The organism is Agromyces sp. NPDC058064 (assembly GCF_042885275.1).
In the GTDB taxonomy this organism is placed as follows: Bacteria; Actinomycetota; Actinomycetes; order Actinomycetales; family Microbacteriaceae; genus Agromyces.
The window spans coordinates 23,883-42,582 of the sequence record NZ_JBHVSE010000002.1; the positions used below are offsets into that span (position 1 = coordinate 23,883).

At 71.6% G+C, this 18,700-nt stretch carries 15 protein-coding genes; 8 read left to right on the plus strand and 7 right to left on the minus strand.

Annotated elements, in window-relative coordinates; genetic code table 11:
* Positions 1 to 12: 12 nt before the first annotated feature.
* Entirely contained in the window at positions 13 to 1,122 is a 1,110-nt protein-coding gene (locus ACFVSL_RS05935) for an epoxide hydrolase family protein (RefSeq protein ID WP_386939377.1), read from the minus strand.
* Between the two features lie 209 nt (positions 1,123 to 1,331).
* On the opposite strand from ACFVSL_RS05935, the gene ACFVSL_RS05940 reads away from it, so the two are divergent.
* From ACFVSL_RS05940 to ACFVSL_RS05955, 4 genes are all read left to right on the plus strand, one after another.
* On the plus strand, positions 1,332 to 1,553 hold the full coding sequence (locus ACFVSL_RS05940) for a hypothetical protein (RefSeq protein WP_386939379.1): 222 nt from the start codon (positions 1,332 to 1,334) through the stop codon (positions 1,551 to 1,553).
* Between the two features lie 94 nt (positions 1,554 to 1,647).
* Positions 1,648 to 2,013, plus strand: a complete 366-nt coding sequence (locus ACFVSL_RS05945; protein ID WP_386939381.1) for a hypothetical protein — start codon at positions 1,648 to 1,650, stop codon at positions 2,011 to 2,013.
* Positions 2,014 to 2,103: 90 nt separating this feature from the next.
* A complete protein-coding gene (locus ACFVSL_RS05950) occupies positions 2,104 to 3,357 on the plus strand; it encodes an ROK family transcriptional regulator (protein ID WP_386939383.1) in 1,254 nt (417 codons plus the stop codon).
* Between the two features lie 476 nt (positions 3,358 to 3,833).
* The gene (locus tag ACFVSL_RS05955) at positions 3,834 to 7,109 is read left to right on the plus strand and encodes an alpha-mannosidase (RefSeq protein WP_386939385.1); all 3,276 of its coding nucleotides are present in this window, start codon (positions 3,834 to 3,836) and stop codon (positions 7,107 to 7,109) included.
* Positions 7,110 to 7,525: 416 nt separating this feature from the next.
* Here ACFVSL_RS05955 and ACFVSL_RS05960 read toward each other — a convergent pair whose 3' ends face one another.
* Both ACFVSL_RS05960 and ACFVSL_RS05965 read right to left on the minus strand, forming a co-directional pair.
* Positions 7,526 to 8,626: a hypothetical protein gene (locus ACFVSL_RS05960; protein ID WP_386939387.1), complete on the minus strand. Its 1,101-nt coding sequence runs from the start codon at positions 8,624 to 8,626 to the stop codon at positions 7,526 to 7,528.
* A 122-nt stretch (positions 8,627 to 8,748) separates the two neighbouring features.
* Positions 8,749 to 9,063, minus strand: a complete 315-nt coding sequence (locus tag ACFVSL_RS05965) for a DUF1905 domain-containing protein (protein ID WP_386939389.1) — start codon at positions 9,061 to 9,063, stop codon at positions 8,749 to 8,751.
* Between the two features lie 115 nt (positions 9,064 to 9,178).
* Between ACFVSL_RS05965 and ACFVSL_RS05970 the strand changes: the two genes are divergently transcribed.
* Positions 9,179 to 9,691 carry a methylated-DNA--[protein]-cysteine S-methyltransferase gene (locus tag ACFVSL_RS05970; RefSeq protein ID WP_386939391.1) on the plus strand — a complete coding sequence of 171 codons (513 nt, stop codon included), beginning with the start codon at positions 9,179 to 9,181 and terminating at the stop codon, positions 9,689 to 9,691.
* A gap of 42 nt (positions 9,692 to 9,733) precedes the next feature.
* On the opposite strand, the gene ACFVSL_RS05975 is transcribed toward ACFVSL_RS05970, so the two are convergent.
* On the minus strand, positions 9,734 to 10,474 hold the full coding sequence (locus tag ACFVSL_RS05975) for an alpha/beta fold hydrolase (RefSeq protein WP_386939393.1): 741 nt from the start codon (positions 10,472 to 10,474) through the stop codon (positions 9,734 to 9,736).
* 73 nt (positions 10,475 to 10,547) lie between these two features.
* On the opposite strand from ACFVSL_RS05975, the gene ACFVSL_RS05980 reads away from it, so the two are divergent.
* The 3 genes from ACFVSL_RS05980 to ACFVSL_RS05990 all read left to right on the plus strand — a co-directional run bounded on the left by ACFVSL_RS05980 (position 10,548) and on the right by ACFVSL_RS05990 (position 12,726).
* Positions 10,548 to 11,246, plus strand: a complete 699-nt coding sequence (locus ACFVSL_RS05980; RefSeq protein ID WP_386941115.1) for a helix-turn-helix transcriptional regulator — start codon at positions 10,548 to 10,550, stop codon at positions 11,244 to 11,246.
* A 71-nt stretch (positions 11,247 to 11,317) separates the two neighbouring features.
* Entirely contained in the window at positions 11,318 to 11,797 is a 480-nt protein-coding gene (locus tag ACFVSL_RS05985; RefSeq protein ID WP_386939395.1) for a MarR family winged helix-turn-helix transcriptional regulator, read from the plus strand.
* A gap of 68 nt (positions 11,798 to 11,865) precedes the next feature.
* Positions 11,866 to 12,726: a 3-hydroxyacyl-CoA dehydrogenase gene (locus ACFVSL_RS05990; protein ID WP_386939396.1), complete on the plus strand. Its 861-nt coding sequence runs from the start codon at positions 11,866 to 11,868 to the stop codon at positions 12,724 to 12,726.
* A gap of 159 nt (positions 12,727 to 12,885) precedes the next feature.
* Here the strand turns inward: ACFVSL_RS05990 and ACFVSL_RS05995 are convergent, their stop codons facing one another.
* The 3 genes from ACFVSL_RS05995 to ACFVSL_RS06005 form a co-directional block, all read right to left on the minus strand.
* A complete protein-coding gene (locus ACFVSL_RS05995) occupies positions 12,886 to 15,984 on the minus strand; it encodes a M14 family zinc carboxypeptidase (protein ID WP_386939397.1) in 3,099 nt (1,032 codons plus the stop codon).
* 131 nt (positions 15,985 to 16,115) lie between these two features.
* On the minus strand, positions 16,116 to 17,483 hold the full coding sequence (locus ACFVSL_RS06000) for a nitrate/nitrite transporter (RefSeq protein ID WP_386939399.1): 1,368 nt from the start codon (positions 17,481 to 17,483) through the stop codon (positions 16,116 to 16,118).
* Between the two features lie 81 nt (positions 17,484 to 17,564).
* Positions 17,565 to 18,527, minus strand: coding sequence for a transcriptional regulator TrmB (locus ACFVSL_RS06005; RefSeq protein ID WP_386939401.1), 963 nt, complete (start codon positions 18,525 to 18,527; stop codon positions 17,565 to 17,567).
* Positions 18,528 to 18,700: the final 173 nt, after the last annotated feature.

The following is an 18,700-nucleotide window of genomic DNA, read 5'->3' on the forward strand; positions in this document are numbered from 1 at the left end:
GAACCGCCCGACTCAGCCGAGCTCGGCGACGAATGCGCGCACGCGGGCCGCGAGGTCGTCGGGCACCTCGGCCGCGGTGAAGTGGCCGCCGGCCTCGAGCCGGTCGAAGACCCGCAGGTCGAGGTAGTGCCGCCGAGCGAGCGACTCGGGATACGCCGCCTCGTGCCGCTGGATGAACACCGCCGCGGGCACGGTCGTCGGCGGGATGGGGCCGTCGCCCTCGCCCTCGTAGTACGGCCGGAACGAGCTCGCGATCGACTGGGTGACCCAGTAGATTATCGCCTCGGTGAGGATGCGCTCGCGTGAGATGCGGCGTTCGACCAGACTCGGGTCGCCCGGCGGGGTGTCGCTCCACGCGACGAGCTTCTCCGCGATCCAGGCGAGGAGGCCGACGGGGGAGTCGTTGAGCGCGGCCGCGAGCACGTCGGGCCGGGTGTTCTGCACGTGACCGTAGGCGCCGTCGGGCCCCTCGCGGTCGGCGAGCGCGGCGAAGAACTCCACCTCGCTCAGGGCGGTGAGCGCGGCGCGCTCGGCGGAGGTCGGGAAGTGCGCGTGCGTCGCGACGATGCCGGCGACGTGCTCGGGGTAGCTCGCGGCGATGAGGTCGCTGACGTTGGCCGAGACGTCCTCGCCGTAGGTGAGGTAGCGCTCGTAGCCGAGCACCTCGGTCATGAGCGCGTGCATCGTGGCCGCCAGACGAGCCTCGGAGATGGGCCCTTCGGTGTACGGCGACGAGAAGGCGAAGCCGGGCAGGCTCGCGACGACCACGTCGAAGTCGGTCAGGCGGTCGGCGAAGTCGAGCTGGAGGGCGAAGGTGTGGGGCCAGCCGTGCATCACGAGCAGGGCCGGGGCGTCGGGTCGCGCCGACCGCAGGTGCGCGAAGTGCACCTCGGCACCGTCGATCGGGGCGATGAACTGCGGGTGCGAGTTCAGCCACGCCTCGCGTGCCCGCCAGTCCCAGGCCGCCCACGACTCGACGAGCTCGCGCAGATACGCGGCGCTCATGCCCGAGGGCGGCACCCGAGGCGAGTCGTCGAGCAGGCGCGTGCGCCTCAGGCGATCGCGCAGATCGTCGAGGACGGCATCTGAGACGTGGAGTTCGAACCGCTCGAGGGCGCTCATGCGCCCGACGGTACCGGGTACCACCGACGCCGTGAAGGGTGGCGCCTCGGCGGTCTGAGGTGCCCACCGCCGATCTGAGGTGCCCGGGTCGCCGATCTGAGGCACCAGGGCCCGCGAAATAAGGCACTCGCCCGATCCACCCGCCCCACCTCAGCGAGGAGTCTGAGTTCAGGCAGCCACCACGGCGCCGCACCGAAGGGAATCGGGACATGAACCTCGCAGTCGGCTACATCGCACAGACTCTCCAGACCGCCGACGAGCGCGAAGCCGCGATCGTGAACGAGCGTCGCCGGCGCGCCCAGGAGCGCCGCCTCGACAAGGCTGAGCGCACCGAGCGTGCGGCGGGGCGCCGAGGCATCCTGCACCGCATCGGCGGGGGAGCGCAGCCGCGCCGCGGCAGCGGAACCGCCGCGCCTCGCCCGGCCGCCTGAGTGGGACCGCGGGCGCGCTCGCGGGCGACCCGCTCGCGGTAGGGTCGTCTCGCCGATTCCGGCGATCCCGACGACCCGAACAGGACCCTTCTCCATGACCCAGCTCATCCTCTCCGGCGACGACCAGCTGACCGTGCCCGTCGTCATCTCGATCGCCGAGGGGCTCGGGTACACGGCGACCACCCCGTCGGAGGGCAGCATCAAGCTCGAGCGCGGCAGCCTGCACAAGACGCTGTGGCTCGGCGCGATGGCCGGGAAGGGCTTCCACATCTCGTTCACCTTCGCGATCGGCGTCGACCAGTACGGCAACACCTGGCTGCGCTTCGACGAGAAGGGCGGCCTCGGCGCGGTCAAGGGCGGTGCCATCGGCTACGCGAAGAGCAAGGCGGCGTTCGAGGAGTTCGTGGCCGCGGTGCGTGCGCAGACGAGCGAGCGCGGCATCCTCATCGGCGAGCAGTAGGCGCCTGCGCGAACTGCCATCCCATTTTCTCCATCGATGTGACAAACTCGACGGAGGAGCGCGTCCGCGCCCGACGGGAGGTGGTCGCCGATGACCGGTTCGGCCCCTCCCGCCGCGCGGCGCGGCACCAACCTCCCGCGCATGGGCGACTTCAACCGCTCGGTGATCTTCGACGCCATCCGGCGGGCGCCCGAGGGGTGCAGCCGGGTCGAGCTCGTCGAGCTCACCGGCCTCTCGACGCAGACGGTGTCGAACATCGCGCGACGGCTGCTCGATGACGAGCTCATCGTCGAGGCGGGCAAGACGAGCGCCGCGGGCCTCGGCAAGCCGCGCACGATCCTGCGGCTGAACCCCGGCGGGCTCTACGCCGTCGGCGTGCACATCGACCCGGCCGTGATGACCTTCGTGCTGCTCGACCTCACGGGGCAGGTCGTCGCCCACGCGCGCCACCGCACGCCCGAGGCGAGCGACCCCGAGCACGTGATGGAGCGCATCCGCGACCACGTCGAGGGCCTCGTCGCCGACTCGGGCATCGCCCGCGAGAAGCTCGTCGGCCTCGGGCTCGCCGCCCCCGGCCCGATCGACCAGGAGCGCGGCACGATCGTCGACCCGCCGAACCTGCACGGCTGGCATCGCGTTCCGCTGCGCGAGGCGCTCGAGGATGCCACGGGGCTGCCCGTGCTCGTCGACAAGGACGTGACGGCCGCGGCCGTCGCCGAGACCTGGTCGGGCGGGGCGAGCGGCACCGGATCGTTCGTCTTCCTCTACCTCGGCACCGGCATCGGCGCGGGGCTCGCGCTCGGCGACGAGCTCATGCGCGGCGTCTCCGGCAACGCCGGCGAGATCGGCCACATCGTCGCCGACGCCGACGGGCCGCCCTGCGCGTGCGGGCAGCGCGGCTGCATCGCGGTCACCATCACCCCGCAGGCGATGGTCGAGGAGGCCGAGCGACTGGGCGTGATCCGCGCGGCGGCGCCGCACGAGACGCCGGTCGAGATCGACGGGCAGTTCGACCTGCTGTGCGCGGCGGCCGACGCGGGCGACGCGGTGGCCGGCGGCATCCTCGAGCTCGCGGCCGATCGCACCGCGCGCGCGGTCGCCGTCATCACGAACCTGCTCGACGTCGACCGCGTCGTCTTCGGCGGACCGTTCTGGTCGCGCCTCGAGACGCGGTACCTCGAGCGGGTGCCGCCGCGACTCGCGGAGTACAGCGCGACCGCCGCACTGCGCACGCTCGAGGTGGTCGGCACCGGCGTCGGCGAGGATGTCGCGGCGGTCGGCGCCGCCAGCCTCGTGCTCGAGCGCACCTTCTCGCCGACGGCCGACCGCCTGCTGCTCGGCTAGGCCCCGTCTGGGTCTGTGGCGTTCGGCAGAACTCGGGTCTTGCAGAGTAACTCCATTCGATTTACTATGTGCGAGTGGGGATTGCGATCGCCCCGCGGAGCACGGTTCGGGGGAGCCGGCTTGCTCCCGGGGCGGATCGCGTCTTCCGCATTCGGAGCACCGCACTGCAGTACTCGAGCAAGGAGCACGAGCACCATGCAACGATGTCGCGCACCGCTGGCCGCTCCGACACCTCGACCGCGATACGTCGTGTCGCGCCCGGCTTCCTGGCCGGCCGGCCGCAGGCACCCGTAGACCGCCGGCCGTCGCGGGACGACCCGAACGCCCGCGCCGGCCGGCAACCTCTCGACACGGGCGATGGTCGTTCGCCCGTCTTCCTCCCCGGATCTCCTCCGTCCCGCTGTTCGCCCGCATCGCCGCGGGCGGACCGCGCAGCACCGTCGGAGCTTCGGGGCAGGGGATAGGAGCTCCCTCCGATGCATGACGATTCGGCCCTGGTGGAGATGCGCATCGCGCGGTTCGTGCGCGAGCGGCTCGAGCCCGCCCGGTATCGGGAGCGCCTGCCCGCGACGCTCGAACGGTGGGAGGCGCCCGGCGAACCGGTGCCGTTCGCGGAGGCGGTGGGGCAGCGGTTCGAGCCGGTGTCGCCCGGTGCGCCGTGGGGGCGTGCGTGGGGGACGACGTGGTTCAGGGTCAGGGTGCCGTCGGTGGCGGAGCTGCTCGGCCCTCCCTCGACCGAGGTCGTCGCGACCCGAGGCGGCGGCGTGGTGTCGATCGACGGCGCACGGCCCGAGCTCGTGGTCGATCTCGGGTTCTCGTCGGTGACGCCCGGGTTCCAGGCCGAGGGGCTCGTGTGGCGACCCGACGGCACGATCGTGAAGGCGGTCGAGCCGCGCAATCGTGCGGTGCCGCGCGAGCTGATCGGCGCGGGCGACGGGTCGACCCTCGTCTACCTCGAGGCCGCGTCGAACCCCGACGTCATGCAAGGCTGGAGCTTCGCCCCGACCCACCGCGGCGAGTGGCAGACCGCCGGCGACGAGCCGCTCTACGTGCTCGGCGCCGTCGAGCTCGCACTCCGCGACGTGACCGTCGACGAGCTCCTGCACGACGTGCGGGTGCTCCGCGAGCTCGCGGCCGAGCTGCCCGCCGACTCCACGCGGCGCGCGCAGATCGTGCGGGCCCTCGAGCGCATGGTCGACGCGATGGACCCCGACGACGTCGCCGGCACCGCGGCGGAGGGCCGGGAGCTCCTGGCCCCCGTGCTCGCGGCGCCCGCCTGGGCGAGCTCGCACCGCGTGCACGCCGTCGGCCACGCGCATATCGACAGCGCCTGGCTGTGGCCCGTGCGCGAGACGGTGCGCAAGGTCGCCCGCACCTTCTCGAACGTCGACGCGCTCATCGCGGAGCATCCCGATTTCGTGTTCGCCGCTTCGTCGGCGCAGCAGTACGCGTGGCTGAAGCGCGACTACCCCGAGCTGTTCGAGCGCGTGCGCTCGCGCGTGCGCGAGGGGTCGTTCGTGCCGGTCGGCGGCATGTGGGTGGAGTCCGACACGAACCTGCCGGGCGGCGAGGCGCTCGCGCGCCAGTTCGTCGCGGGCAAGCGCTTCTTCATCGAGGAGCTCGGCATCGAGCCGCTCGAGGTCTGGCTGCCCGACTCGTTCGGCTACTCGGCGGCGCTGCCGCAGATCGTGCGCGCGGCGGGGTCGCGGTGGTTCCTCACGCAGAAGATCTCGTGGAACGAGACGAACCGCTTCCCGCACCACACCTTCCGCTGGCAGGGGCTCGACGGCACCGAGCTGTTCACGCACTTCCCGCCGGTCGACACCTACAACGCCGAGCTGACCGGCGAGGAGCTCGCCCGAGCCGAGCGCCAGTACGCCGAGAAGGGCGCCGCGAACACCTCGCTCGTGCCGTTCGGCTACGGCGACGGCGGCGGAGGACCGACCCGCGAGATGCTCGCCTCGGCGCAGCGCACCGCCTCGCTCGAGGGGTCGCCGCAGGTGCGGCTGTCGTCGCCGCGGGAGTTCTTCGAGGCGGCCGAGGCCGAGTACCCGGCGCCGCCGGTCTGGGCGGGTGAGCTCTACCTCGAGTTCCACCGGGGCACCTACACCTCGCAGGCGCGCACGAAGCGCGGCAACCGCCGCAGCGAGCACCTGCTGCGCGAGGCCGAGTTGTGGGCGACGACGGCCGCGGTGCGCGGCGCGGCTGAGTACCCGAAGGCCGAGCTCGACGAGGCCTGGCGCACCGTGCTGCTGCAGCAGTTCCACGACATCCTGCCGGGATCGTCGATCGCGTGGGTGCACCGCGAGGCCGAGCGGCGCTACGCCGAGGTCGCCGAGGTGCTCGAGCGGGTCATCGTGCGCTCGGTGCGCGCGCTCGCCGGGTCGGGCGATCGGATGCTGCGGCTGAACGCCGGGCCGTACGAGGTGTCGGGCGTGCCGGGGTTGGGCGGGGTGGCGTCGGCGTCCTCCCGGCGGTCGGGTAGCGACGAAGGAGCGTATCGAGACCCGGTGACGAGCGAGACGGGTCTCGATACGCTCGCTGGCGCTCGCTCCTCGACCGACGAAGGTGCTCGATACTCGACCGGCGAGGATGAGCGCATCACGCTGTCGAACGCGCACCTCGAGGCGGTGCTCGGCGTCGACGGACTGCTCGTCTCGCTGCGGCATCGCGAGCCCGACGGGCGGCTCGGCCGCGAGGCGATCGCGCCGGGGCGGGCGGGCAACCTGCTCCAGGTCTTCCGCGACACCCCCAACCAGTGGGACGCCTGGGACATCGACGCCCACTACGCCCGCAACGTCGTCGAGCTGCGGGAGGCCGAGTCGGTCGAGATCGTCGGGTCTCGATACGCGTCGCCGCTCCGCGGCGGTGCTCCCCGACCACCGGATGACGGCGGGGTCGCCGTGCGGATCACGCGTCGCTTCGGGGCATCCGTCATCGTGGAGACCGTGTCGTTGGGAGCGGACGCCCGCGCGCTCGAGTTCGACCTCGAGATCGACTGGCACGAGCGGCAGAAGCTGCTCAAGCTCGCGTTCCCGCTCGACGTGCACGCCGAGCGGGCGACGAGCGAGATCCAGTTCGGGCACATCCACCGGCCGACGCACGCGAACACCTCGTGGGATGCCGCGCGCTTCGAGACCGCGGCGCACCGCTGGGTGCACGTCGGCGAGCCCGGATACGGCGTCGCGATCGCGAACGACTCGACGTACGGTCACGACGTCCGCCGCGACGCCGATCCCGTGCGTCCCGGGTCGACGGTGACGACGGCGCGGCTCTCGCTGCTGCGCGCACCGCGCTACCCCGACCCCGAGGCCGACCAGGGCGAGCACCGCTTGCGCGTCTCGATCATGCCCGGCGCCGGAATCCCCGACGCGATCGCCGAGGGCTACCGGCTGAACCTCCCGCTCCGCGAGGTCGACGGCGTGGATGCCTCGTCGATCGCGCCGCTCGTCGACGTGACCGGTGCGGTGGTCGAGGCGGTGAAGCTCGCCGAGGATGCCTCGGGCGACGTCGTCGTGCGCCTCTACGAGCCGCACGGCGCGCGCGCACGCGCGCGGCTGGAGGCATCCTTCGCGGCCGACGCGGTGGCGACCGACCTGCTCGAGCGCCCGTTCGACGCCGACGACCCGACCGGCGGCGGCGTCGGCGTGGTGCTGGACGATGCCGCCGAGCCGAACGCGTGGGAGTTCGAGCTCCGCCCGTTCCAGATCGTCACCCTGCGCCTCCGCCCCCGAATCCCGGTGGTGGAGTAGGTCACGCCCGCCGCCCCGCCCTCACCGTTGGTCGAGTAGGCGCGCCAGCGCCGTATCGAGACTCAGCCGCCCGCTCCGGCTGACGTGCGTGGGGCGCACCATCGGTCACGACTGGGGCACGTGGCCTCGGCGCCTCTGACACTGACCCGCTGGGCGGGTCAGTGTCAGAGTCCGCGAGTCGGGCATCGTCCGACTGCTGCCCAGGCTGATCGGCCTTGGATCCGGCCGGGGGAGTCTGCTCCCGGGACTACGTCACTGAGTCGCCGGTGGCATCAGTGACGTAACGCGTGACGAAGGCCCCTCGCGCGAGCCGTGCCAGCGATGCGGGCGAGGTGCTGAGTCGCTGGTGGGGTCAGTGACGTAACGCGTGGGAGAGAATCCCGCGGCGCGAGCCGCAAGCGATCGGTCGGCGGCGGCTACGCGCGGCCGGCGGCGGCGATGACCTCGCGGTGCAGGGCGAGCAGCCCTGCCGTGCGCTCGGCGGGACCGCGACCGAAGCCGCACTCGGTGCCGACGCCGAACGAGGCGACGCCCGCACGGGCGAAGGCCTCGCGTGCCGGGGCGATGCGCGCGAGCGCGCCCTCGACGCCGTCCTCGTGGTGCACGAGTCCGAGGTAGGGGGTGGTCGTGGCGGGCAGCTTCCACTCGGCGAGCGGGGCGAAGTACTCGGCGTCGTGGCGCTCGATCGGCACCGGGAGGTGCACCCAGTCGATCTGGCGCGCGACCTGCGCGGCCAGGGCGTTCGCGACGGCCACGAGCTTGCCGGCGTCGGCCGGTTCGACGAAGTGCTTCTCGGCGACGTCGCCGTAGCAGAGGTGGAATCCGAGCTGCGCGCCCTCGGGCACACGGTCGGCGAGCTCGGCGGCGAGCGACGCGATCGCCTCGACGAGGGCCGGGGCATCCGCACCCCCGTCGGCGAAGAACGCCTCGAGCGGTCCGCCGCCGAGGCTGACGCCCTCGAGGTACGCGAACTCGGTCGCGAGGTCGACCTGCACGGCGAGGTCGCCTGCGGGCGCGAGCTCGGCGATGCGGTCGAGCTCGGCGGCGAGAGCGGCGGCGTAGGCCGGGTACACGGCGGCACGATCGGCGGGGGCGACGTACGTCGTGACCGGGGCGAGCGGCGAGGGCAGACACACCTGGAAGCGGGCGTCGCGCGCGATGACTCCCGCATCGCGCAGGCGCACGAAGTCGGCGTAGCTCGTGGCCGCCGCGTCGGCGTAGCCGAGCGGGCCGAACGCGAGCGAGCTCGGCTCGACGGTGCCGTCGAGCACGGTCGGGCGCAGGTCGAACCCGGCGACCACGATCGGGTCGATCGGCACGCGGCTGAGCCCGGCGACCGCGTCGAAGGCCGCGCCCTGGAAGAGGATCCAGTGGAAGCGCTCGCCGACCTCGCCGTCGGGGAAGCGGGCGAGGTCATCACCGAGCTCGGCGGCGACGACGCGGAACGTCGCCTCCGCGCTCGGCTGGTTGATCGATCCGACGAGGTGCGCGCCGGCGACGCGGGGGAGTTCGGGCATCCCGCAATCGTAGATCGGCGTCGCGCCGACGCTCATTCGTGTTACCCGAGCTGACGCGGGACGCGGGACGCGGGACGCGACGCGGGACGCGGAGGGCACGCGAGCAGCATCGACGAGCGCGCTCAGCCGTCGTGCACGAACAGCACGACCGCGATCTCGTCGCCCTCGCCGATCTGCTCGGCCTTCAGCACGGCGCGCTTCAACGGGAGCGCGTACGTGCCGCCTCCCGGGAAGATCGAGGTGTCCCAGGTCGTGCCGCCGACGGTCGCGGTCACGCGCACCGAGTCGAAGCCCCGAGGCATCCGCGGGCGGTCTGCGATGTCGGCGCTCGGCTCGGGCGGCACGTCGACGAAGAACCAGTTGCGCCGCGACGACCACTCGTAGATCACGGCGGTGAAGTCGACCTGCATGCCGCCGGCCGGGCGAGGATCGGGCATGCGGTCATCCTAGATCGCGCCACCGTCACGGAACCGGCGGCCACTCGCGGGCACGGCTGCCTCGACGTCCGATTCCCGCTGCCTCGCGCTCGCGCATCGGGGGCAGGATGGAGGCATGACCCGCCGCCACGCCACCCTGCCGACGCCGCTCGGCGAACTGCTCGTGGTCGCGGAGGGCGAGGCGCTCGTCGGCATCTACTTCCCGGGACACTGGCACCCGCCGGCCGCAGGCACGATCGGCGTCGACGTCGCCGCGCGCGACGACGCCCTCATCACGCGGCTCGGCGCCGAGCTCGACGAGTACCTCGCGGGCGAGCGCTCGGCCTTCGACCTGCCGACCGCGCCCGACGGCGACGAGTTCCAGCACGAGGTGTGGGGCATGCTGCGCGAGATCCCGCTCGGCACGACCGTGACGTACGGCGAGCTCGCGGTCCGCCTCGGCGACCGCAACCTCGCGCGTCGCGTGGGCAACGCCGTCGGCCGCAACCCGCTCAGCATCATCGTGCCGTGCCACCGCGTCGTCGGCGCCGACGGCTCGCTCACCGGCTACGCCGGGGGCCTCGAACGCAAGCGGTACCTGCTCGAGCTCGAGGGCGCCCCGGTCGTCGCGCAGGCCCGTTTGTTCTAGTCGCTGCCGCCCGGTCGGCTCGATCGATCGCGGGCAGGGCGTTCAGCCGGCGCGGGACACCACCGAGCCGATGACCTCGGCGAGGTCACGGGGACGGCTCCACATGGGCCAGTGCCCCGTGGGCAGGTCGATGACGTCGAGGTGTTCGAGGTTCGCGACCTCGGCGAACATGGGATGGCCTGCTCGGGCCAGCTCCAGCAGCTGGGCGCTCGGGATCGAGCAGCACACGAGGGTGGTCGGGACCGTGCGACGGGCATCGTTCGCGAGTTCGACGGGCTGACGGAGCACGGGGCCCGGCTCGGGCACGGCCTTGGCGCGGAACTGCTCGAGGTCCTCCGCGCTCAGGCCCTCGAGGCTCGCCTGCTCTGCGAGCACGTCGAAGGGCGGAAGCGGAAGCTCGTACACCGCCTCCGGGAGGTCGGGGGCGAAGGCGCCTCCGGCCGAAACGGGGCCGGAGTCCACCCACACCACGCGGTGGACGAGCTCGGGGTGCCGGTCGAGGACGAGGCTGACGGGGGCATTGGCCCCACTGTGGGCGACGAGGATCACCGGCTGATCGTCCGAGGTCCGGGCCCGGCCGATGACGTCTTCGATCGCCGCGACTTGGTCGTCGAGCGTCTTGGTCGCGCGTGCGGGGTCGTGCTCGTCGAGCCCGGGGAGGGTCATCGCGATGGCGCGGGCGTGGTCGGTCGTCAGGTGTTCGAGCACTGCGTCCCATGCCCAGGCACCGAGCCAGTGGCCGGCGATGAGAACGATGGTCGGGCTGTTCGTCATGGTCGTCATGTCTCGACTCTCGCAGGCGCTGCGGGCAGCAGTGTGTCACTATTTCTGTCATGAATTTGCTGGAGGTCGAACAGTGAAGCGAGCGGAGCGGCTCCATGCGCTGTCGGAGATGCTGCGCCGCAGCGGCGTGCGAGGACGCACGGCCGAGCGACTGGCGAGGGAGTTCGGCGTGTCCGTGCGCACCATCAAGAGGGACCTCGTCGCGCTCGAGCACAGCGGGGCGCCCATCTGGTCGCGCCCGGGGCCGGGCGGTGGCTACGGACTGGCGGCGGGTGCGTCCTTGCCGCCCGTCAGCCTGTCGCCGGCGCAGGCGGTCGCGCTCATGGCGTCGGTCTCGGCTGCGTCCGACGCGCCCTATGCCGATCTGGCGGCCGCCGGCATCCGGAAGATCCTGGACGTCCTCGATCCCAGAACCCGAGCACGAGCCGATGAACTGGCCGGCCGCGTGTGGGTCGATGCACCTCCGCCGTCGTCGCGGGCAGTCAGGTCGGCGCTGGAGGAGGCGATGGCCGAGCAGCGCGTCGTCCGGATCCGCTACACCTCGAAGGAGGGAGCCACGACCTCCCGCGACGTCGAGCCCGTCATGTTCGCGTCGACGAACGGCCAGTGGTATCTCGTCGGGTGGTGCCGGCTGCGCGACGCGATGCGCTGGTTCATCGTGTCGCGCATCGAGCGGGCCGGCGTCACCAAGCTGGCCTGCACGGGCCACACCATCCATGAAGTGGGAAGCCCTCCGGCGACGGCCAGACCGGTGCACGGCTGGGGCGAGTGATTTCCCGGCCTTCTGTTGCGGAATGCAACGCACGCGCGTAGCGTTGCATATGACAACAGAAGGAGCCGGGCATGGACGAGCGCATCACTCGTGACGAGCACGCCGCGGCGATCCTGCGCGAGCTCATCGTCATCAGCCGTCGCGGCGTCGCCGACGCGCGCACCGCACCGCTCAGCCTGAGCATGACCGACCAGTCGATCCTCGGCTACATCGTCGACCACCCCGAGTGCCGCTCGGTCGACATCGCCGAGGCGTTCCGGCTCAACCGCTCGACCGTCTCGCGTCAGCTCGCGGGCCTCACCCGCCTCGGCGTCGTGCGCGAGATCGCGGATGCCTCGGGCCGAGGCCGTCCGCTCGAGCTCACCGAGACCGGCTGGGCCGCCTACCGCGAGGCGATCGAGCTCCTCCAGCGCGTCGTCGACCGGCACCTCGGGGGCTGGCACGACCAGGAGGTCGCGCGCTTCGCCGCCGACCTCACCCGCTTCAACGACGCCGCGACCGACGACGATCGGCCGAGGCATCCCGAGACGAACGCGCCGGCCGACGCCTGACGCGCGCGAAGCCCCACGAGGGCATCGACCCGAGCCCCACGAGGGCACGACAGGAAGAAGGAACCACCATGACCGCAGTGCAGCACGTGACCGTGCTCGGAACCGGAGTGCTCGGCTCGCAGATCGCGTACCAGACCGCGTTCCGCGGACTCGAGGTCGTCGCCTACGACCTCGACGACGCCGCGCTCGCCGCCGCGAAGCAGCGCTTCGAGAAGCTCGCCGCCACGTACGTCGCCGAGGGCGTCGCGGGTGCCGCCGACGGCGCGGCGCAGGCCGCCCTCGCACGCATCGCGTACTCGGCTGACCTCGGCGAAGCCGTGGCGAACGCCGACCTCGTCATCGAGGCCGTGCCCGAGAGCATCGACATCAAGCGCGCCACCTACGAGAAGCTCGCCGCCGTCGCGCCCGAGCGCACGATCTTCGCCACGAACTCGTCGACGCTCCTGCCGAGCGCGATCGCCGACGCGACGGGCCGGCCCGACCGGTTCCTCGCCCTGCACTTCGCCAACCGCATCTGGGCGCACAACACCGCCGAGATCATGGGCACGCCCGCGACCGCCCCGGCCGTCTACCGCACCGTCGTCGAGTTCGCCGAGGCGATCGGCATGGTGCCGATCGAGATCAAGAAGGAGCAGCCGGGCTACGTGCTCAACTCGCTCCTCGTGCCGTTCCTCTCGGCGGCGGGCCAGTTGCTCGTCGACGGCATCGCCGAGCCCGAGGCGATCGACGCGACCTGGCGCATCGGCACGGGCGCGCCGATGGGCCCGTTCCAGATCTACGACATCGTCGGGCTCACGACGGCCTACAACATCTCGAAGATGGGCGGCCCGAAGCAGCAGGAGTTCGCGGCGCTCATCAAGGAGCGCTACATCGACCAGGGCAAGCTCGGCGTCGCGACCGGCGAGGGCTTCTACCGCTACGGGGACTGAGGTCGGACGGCTCCGACCGGTGGTCGAGTAGCGACCGACGAAGGAGGACGCGTATCGAGACCCCTCGCGAGGTCTCGATACGCTCCTTCGTCGCTACTCGACCGCCGGTGGTGGGTCTCGATACGCTCCTTCGTCGCTACTCGACCGCCGGAACGGCGCTCAGTCGAGCAGGTGCTCCAACGCCCGGCCCATCCAGTCGGCCCGGACCAGCGGATCGTCGATGCCCTCGAAGCCGAATCCGGTCATGAGCGAACCCGGCGTCGCCACGACCGCCGCCTCGGGGAACCCGGCCGCCGTCGTGATGATGAAGTCGTTCGCGTTCGGCGCGCTCCCCTCGGGTGCTCCGGTGACCTCCCATCCGCCGGTGTCGCCGTTCTCGAAGGACGTCGTTCCGTCAGCCGTCGGCGCCTGGATGTCGTCGACGAAGACACCGAGCCCCTGGGTCGACCAGTCGCTGATGTACGCGATCGACACCTCGACCTGGCCGCCGGCGTACGCGTCGAGGTCGACCGTCCATTGCCTCCAGCCGCCCGAGTTGCCCGACGCGGCGTGCCAGCTGCCCGAGCTCCCGGTCGCCGTGCAACTGACGGCCGCCTCGTCGTACGTCTGGTAGTGGTCGAGCTGCGGATGCAGCTCGCGCCAACCGGCCGGGCAGCTCTGGCCGGTGCTGTCCGAGGTGCTGCCGTTCAGGTCGGGCAGCGTCGTCCAGTCGTCCTCACCGGGGGTGTGCGCCTCGACGGCGACATGATCCCACTCGGCCTCGGTATCGTACGACGTCCAGAACGAGAGCTCGCCGCCGGCGGCCGGTACGTCGATCGTGCGCGTCAGTCGCTTGTACGACACGTCGGAGATCTGCGAGTAGACGTAGGCGTCGCCGTTGTGCGGCTCGAACGGTCCGGTCGGGCGGTCCCAGCCTGCCGCGACCCAGCTCTCGAACTGCGGGTACTGCTGCGGATCGAGGATGCCGCTCGTCGTGATGAACGAGTTGGTGTGATCCTGGTTCTGCGCGCTGTCGTCGCCGAGCTCCCAGTTCAGGCCGGTGAACGGCGTGTCCATGCCGAGCACGTCGAACAGCTCGCCGTCTTCGTCCATTCCGGCGTCATCGATGACGAGGTACGCGCCGAGCCAGTACTGCAGCGTGTCGTTGGTGCCGTCGCCCGATCCTCCGAGCGTCCGGCAGCGCGGTGCCACCGCCGGATCGGTGCAGAGCGCGTTCTCAGCCGTCGGGTCGTAGAGGTACTGCCCGGCATACTGCGTGGCGGCGTACTTGCCGGTGTAGAGCACCTGGCCGCCCTCGTTGAGGAAGTCGCGCACCTCGAGCGTGTTGTCGAGCGCGAGCCGCGAGGCGGTGCCTGGGGTCCCGCCGGGTTCTCGGGTGATGATGTCATCGCCCGTGTACCAGACGACCGCCTCGTAGTGCGAGAGCACGCCGAGGGCGTCGGGCGCCGTCCGGCCCCGCGCATCGACGTCGTAGACGTCGTAGCCGATGCCGTTCGCGTCGAGCGCGTCCGTGTAGTAATCGAGGTACTTCGGCGCGCTGACCGCCTCAGTGGGCGAGGCGCCCGTGTAGTCCTCGGCGGAGAGGATCAGCACGTCGTCGGCCGACTCCTCGACCGCCTCGTACGTGAACGAGTCGCTCGACTCGCCGCCGCCCTCGAACCAGACCTCGACCTCGTCGCCGGGGTCGGGGCCCGTGACCAGCCCGCTCATGACCCGGTAGTGCACCCCGGTGCCGCCGTAGCGGTCGCCGCCGGTCCACTCCTCGGTCGGCACGCTCACCGGATCGCCGCCCTCGATGGAGTACTTCAGCGTGACGTCGCCGAGCTCGCGCTTGGCGATCACCCGCACCTCCTGCGGGTCGCCGTAGGAGTAGTCGAAGGTGAAGTCGACGAGCGGCAGGCCCGCCTTGTAGGTGTCGTCGCTCTCGAGGTAGAAGGGCTTCGTCTCGAGGCCGAGGTGCGACACCGGGTCGTCGGGGTCGGCCGCCGACTTCGCGACGTCGAGCGCGAACGGCAGTGCCCGCTCGAACTCCGCCTGCACCTGCGCCTCGTCATCGGGGAACACGAATCCGCCACCGGCCGGCAGTCCCTCGCCGAGTTCGGGCGTCCAGGCGAGGGTGCCCCGCTGGGCGTGGGCGAAGTCGGTCGTCTCGCCGTTCGTCACGTAGAGCACGTCCGACGAGAGTCCGGGCTCGAAGCCGGGGATCGCCGGGTTGTCGCGGTTGCCCGAGAGTGCGTAGTAGATCGGGTCGTCGGCCGTCGGGGTGCCCGTCTGCCAGCCCTCCGCGTAGAGCAGCCACTGCCCGTACGAGTGGTAGTTGACCTGGAACGAGAAGTCGGCCCGGTCGAAGAGCGACATCATCGCCTGCGTCTCGGGCTCCGATCCGGCCTCCGGGCCGCGGTACGTGTCGCTCGAGCTCTGCGATGACGAGCCCTCCTCGTCCCAACCGAAGTGCTCGGGGTAGTTGCGGTTCGGGTCGACGCCGTCGGCCCGCGTGACCTGCCCGTCGCCGTCGTTGTCGCGCAGGTTCTTGCGCCACAGCCGCTCGTGGTCGAACGTGTACTGGTAGCCGTCGGGGTTGGCCACGACGACGAACCAGAGCTCGTTCTGCTTGAGGAGGTTCTTGATCGCCTTGTCGTTGTTCTTCCAGCCGTCGATGTAGTAGTTCATCAGCCGCCGGTTGACCTCGGTCGAGATCCACTCGCGAGCGTGCTGGGTGGAGCTGTACAGCACGGCGGGTCGCGCGCCGTCGGGCGTGCCCTTCGCGGCCTGCGTGAGCTTCATGGCGATGATCTCGCGCCCCTGGTACGTATGGCCGAGCACCTCGAGCTTCACGAGCTGCGGGTTCTTCTTCGCGAGCTGGTACAGCTCGTCGCGGATGCCTCCGGGCTCGTCCCATGAGCGGAAGACCTCGTACCCCTCGGCGGCCTGCTCCTGGGCCAGCTGCCTCGCCGACTTGCCGTCCTTGTTCTTCTTGACCTTGACGTCGAGCCCGCGAGCCTGGAGGGCCTTCGCCTCCTCGGCCGTGAGCACCAGGTCGAGGCTCACCCCGGTCTCGGTCACCGTGCGGTTCGCGACGTCGAACCCGCCCGCGGCGAGCTCGGCTTCGTCGGTGCCGCTCACCTCCGCCGTGTACATGTCGAGCGCGCCGTCGTCCTCGGCGGCGCTCGCGCCGACCGGACTCAGCATCGTGAACGTCAGGGCGAACGCGGCGACCACGAAGCCGACGCGAGCGCGAATGGAGCGATTTCCAGCCATGAGCGGACTCCTTCGGCCCGTCCTCGGCCAGGGTCGGATCGTGACGACATCGTCCGTGCAGTGCATGCTCGTCACGCCTCTGGCGCTCCGCGGACCCTAGGGCTTAGCCTTCCGCGCCGTCGACGTGCCTGTCAAGGCGATTGTGAGGATTGCTCGTCGGGATCGGGCGTGCGCCGATCGCGCCGCCGCGTGCGCGGCTCGTCGAGCCCCATCCGCACCCGGGTGCGCCGCCGCTCGAGCATGATGAGGGCCGCGCCGAGGATCCAGAGCGGCACCTGGGTGAGGAACGCGAGCCGGAACGCCTCGAGCGAGTAGGTCTCGGGCGTTCCCGCGCCCTGCAGGTCCATCGCGAGGCCGATCAGGAAGATCGCGATGAGGCCGGCGATGAACCCGCCGCCGTTGACGATGCCCGTCGCGGTGCTGAGCCGGTGGCTCGGGTTGTGGGTGCGCGCGTGGTCGAAGGCGATCATCGACGCGGGCCCGCCGGTCGCGAGCGCGAGGGCGAGTGCGAAGAGCAGCCACAGCGGGGCCGGGCCGGGCCACGAGATGACGACGAGCCAGACGACCGCCTGGATCGCGATCGTCGGCAGCACGAGCATGCGCGAGCGGCGCAGGGGGTGCCGGCTCGAGAGCGCACCCATCACCGGGCCGACGAGCATGCCGAACACGACGAACGCGCTCAGCACGAGCGACGCCATCGCCGGCGTCAGCCCTTCACCCGCGGTCAGGAACGGGAAGCCCCAGAGCATGACGAACGCGGTGCCCGCGAAGGGCGTCGTGAAATGCGACCAGAACGCGAGCCGGGTGCCGGGATGCCCCCACGACTCGCGGAACCCCTGGCGCAGGTCGGCCGAGGAACGGACGACGGCGATCGCCCCGGTCTCGGTGTTGACCGAGACATCCGCATCGCTCGACGGCGGGTGGTTGCGCACGATCGCGAACGTCAGGATCGTGAAGAGCACGCCGAGCCCGGCGAGGCTGCCGAACGCGACCGTCCAGCTCGTCGCGTGCAGGAGCGCGGCCATCGGCAGGAGCGCCAGCAGCTGCCCCGTCTGCCCGACGATTCCGGTGAGCTGCACCATGAGCGGCGCCCGCTGCTGCGGGAACCAGGTGGCGACCACGCGCAGCACGCTCGGGAAGATCGCCGCGTCGCCCGCGCCGAGCAGCACGCGTGCGATGATCGCGGTGCCGACGTCGGTCGACAGCGCCATCACCAGCTGGCCCGTCGCCATCAGCGCCATGCCGGCGGTGACGATCGGGCGGGCGCCGAAGCGGTCGAGCAGCAGGCCGACCGGGATCTGCATGGCGCCGTACACGAACAGCTGGATCACCGCGAACATCGACAGCGTCGAGGCATCCGCATCGAACCGGACCGCCGCGTCGGCGCCGACCGCCGAGAGCGAGGTGCGGTTCGTGACCGAGACGATGTACGCGGCGACGCTGACGCCCCAGACCAGCCACAGCCGCCAGTTCGGTGCGAGCTGCGGGGTGCTGGTCACGAGTGCGGTGTCTCCTCGGGGCGGCGGCGCCGACGGCCGCCATCGCCTTCCAGCGTAGTCGCGTCGCCGCGGTCGGATGCCTCAGACCCAGCTGCGGCGGACGGCCTCCGCGCCGAGCTGGATGCGCGTCGACACCTTCGCGGTGTCCATGAGCTCGGCGATCCGGCGCTGCACGGTGCGCACCGAGATGCCGAGCTGCGCGGCGGCGGCGGCGTCGGTGAGGCCGAGCAGCAGGAGCTTCAGGAGGTCGCGGTCGATCGCATCGTGCGTGCCGGGCATCTCACCCGTGGTGAGGAACTCGGTCGAGCTCGCCCAGAACTCCTCGAAGATCGCGAGCACGAGGTCGAGCAGCCCGCTCGGATGCACGAGCAACGCCCCGGCTGCTCGCGCCTCGCCGTGGGAGCGCATCGGCAGCAGCGCCATCTGGTCGTCGGCGATGACGAGCCGCGTCGGCAGGGTCGGCAGGACCCGCACCTCCTCGCCGTACGCGGCGGCCTCGCGCGCCGAGTCGATGAAGCCCGGACGCTCGAGCACGGCCTTCTCGACGATGACGCGATAGCGCACGCCGCGAGCGAGGGCCCGGTCCTCCTCCTCGTTCTCGTCGGCGTCGAGGAAGGCGATCTCGTTCAGCACGAACACGCTCACCTGCTCGGTCGCCGACGCCTGCAGCTGCGCGAACCGCTGCCGCACCGCGTCGGCACCGACGATGACGTCGACGACGTCTGGGGCCACGCGCTGCGCGGCGCCTTCGCGGTAGACCTCGCTGAGCTGGAGCAGAGTCTCGTGCGCCTGGGCGAGCCCGCGCTCGCGCTCGAGCAGCATCGGGCGCAGGGCGATCGAGGGCGGGGAGGCCACGACCCGGTCGGGTGCCGAGGCCTGCCTCGCGAGGAGGCCCAGCCGTTCGAGCTCGGCGAGGATGCGCCGCATGCGGCCGCTGGTCGCCCCCGCCGCGGCGGCGAGCTCGTCGAGGCTCGCGGACGGCCGCTGGAGGATCAGGCGATAGACGGACGTGTGCTCGTCGTCCAGTCCGATCGCCTCGAGCACCCGGGCCCTTCCGTTCTCCGCGGCCCTCCGCACGGCGATCGACCTCGGGTCGAGGCGGGCCGGTCGCGACCCCGTCGTGGCGGATCGAGGCCATGGCATCTCTCCGCCACCACCCTAACCGGCGGCGTGTGGAAGCGTGCTCAGCAAGTCAGATCCGACATGCGAGAGGTATC

What these genes read in the sequence shown, in the direction of transcription:
- ACFVSL_RS05935 (WP_386939377.1), bottom strand. Translation starts at nt 1,122, where the DNA reads ATGAGCGCCCTCGAGCGGTTCGAACTCCACGTCTCAGATGCCGTCCTC.
- ACFVSL_RS05940 (WP_386939379.1), top strand. Translation starts at nt 1,332, where the DNA reads ATGAACCTCGCAGTCGGCTACATCGCACAGACTCTCCAGACCGCCGAC.
- ACFVSL_RS05945 (WP_386939381.1), top strand. Translation starts at nt 1,648, where the DNA reads ATGACCCAGCTCATCCTCTCCGGCGACGACCAGCTGACCGTGCCCGTC.
- ACFVSL_RS05950 (WP_386939383.1), top strand. Translation starts at nt 2,104, where the DNA reads ATGACCGGTTCGGCCCCTCCCGCCGCGCGGCGCGGCACCAACCTCCCG.
- ACFVSL_RS05955 (WP_386939385.1), top strand. Translation starts at nt 3,834, where the DNA reads ATGCATGACGATTCGGCCCTGGTGGAGATGCGCATCGCGCGGTTCGTG.
- ACFVSL_RS05960 (WP_386939387.1), bottom strand. Translation starts at nt 8,626, where the DNA reads ATGCCCGAACTCCCCCGCGTCGCCGGCGCGCACCTCGTCGGATCGATC.
- ACFVSL_RS05965 (WP_386939389.1), bottom strand. Translation starts at nt 9,063, where the DNA reads ATGCCCGATCCTCGCCCGGCCGGCGGCATGCAGGTCGACTTCACCGCC.
- ACFVSL_RS05970 (WP_386939391.1), top strand. Translation starts at nt 9,179, where the DNA reads ATGACCCGCCGCCACGCCACCCTGCCGACGCCGCTCGGCGAACTGCTC.
- ACFVSL_RS05975 (WP_386939393.1), bottom strand. Translation starts at nt 10,474, where the DNA reads ATGACGACCATGACGAACAGCCCGACCATCGTTCTCATCGCCGGCCAC.
- ACFVSL_RS05985 (WP_386939395.1), top strand. Translation starts at nt 11,318, where the DNA reads ATGGACGAGCGCATCACTCGTGACGAGCACGCCGCGGCGATCCTGCGC.
- ACFVSL_RS05990 (WP_386939396.1), top strand. Translation starts at nt 11,866, where the DNA reads ATGACCGCAGTGCAGCACGTGACCGTGCTCGGAACCGGAGTGCTCGGC.
- ACFVSL_RS05995 (WP_386939397.1), bottom strand. Translation starts at nt 15,984, where the DNA reads ATGGCTGGAAATCGCTCCATTCGCGCTCGCGTCGGCTTCGTGGTCGCC.